The 883-nt window shown below is 68.9% G+C and carries 1 protein-coding gene; it reads right to left on the bottom strand.

From position 1 onward, the window contains the following. The coding region (locus F6S12_RS32325) for a sensor histidine kinase (protein WP_315869933.1) at positions 1-883 on the bottom strand (883 nt) is incomplete at both ends.

Below are 883 nucleotides of genomic sequence, written 5' to 3'. Positions count from 1 at the left end.
TACCCGCAAGCCGCCCCACTCGCTTTCCCCCAGGTTCAGGGTTCCACCGCAGGCGTCGACGATGTCGCGCACGATGCCCAGGCCCAGCCCGTGGCCGTGGGTCTGTTCATCCAGGCGCGTGCCCCGGCCGAATACCTCATCGCGCCGCGCTTCGGGAATGCCCGGACCGTCGTCGTCCACCGCCAGGCAGAAGCCCTGCGGCCGCTCTTCCACGCTCAGGCGCACCTGGGCATCCGCCCATTTGCAGGCGTTGTCCAGCAGGTTGCCCAAGAGCTCCAGCAGGTCTTCCCGGTCCCAGGGCAGGCGCAGCCCCGGTGGCGCCTGGTAGCTCAGTTCCAGGTGCTGGCCATGGATCATGTTCAAGGTCGCCAGGAGCCCCGGCAGCTCGGCATCGCACTCGAACAGCACCCCGGGCAGCGCATCCCCCGCCAGCCGCGCGCGGTTGAGTTCGCGATTGAGGCGCTGCTGCACCTGCTCCAACTGTTCCTGGAGCATCCTGCGCACCTCGGGGTGGCCGTCGAGCCTGGGGCTCGACGCCAGGCTCAGGAGCACCGCCAGCGGGGTCTTCAAGGCATGGCCCAGGTTGCCCAGGGCATTGCGGGAACGGTTGAGGCTGTCTTCGGTATGGGCCAGCAAGTGGTTGATCTGCGCCACCAGGGGCTCCAGTTCCACCGGCACCTGGGCATCCAGTTGCGAACGCTGGCCCTGTTGCAACTGGGCGATCTGCTCGCGGGCGGTTTCCAGCGGGCGCAGGGCGCGGCGCACGGTCAGGCGTTGCAGCAGCAGGATCAGCAGCAGCCCGGCCAGCCCCAGCCCGAGGCCGATCTGGCGCATGCGCTGGAAGCTTTCACGCACCGGGGTGTAGTCCTGGGCCACGCTGATG

The sequence above is a fragment of the Pseudomonas sp. JV245A genome (genome assembly GCF_032424515.1).
GTDB lineage: Bacteria > Pseudomonadota > Gammaproteobacteria > Pseudomonadales > Pseudomonadaceae > Aquipseudomonas > Aquipseudomonas protegens.
The sequence above is the reverse complement of the archived record's forward strand: the minus strand, read 5'-3'. Positions and strand labels throughout refer to the sequence as shown.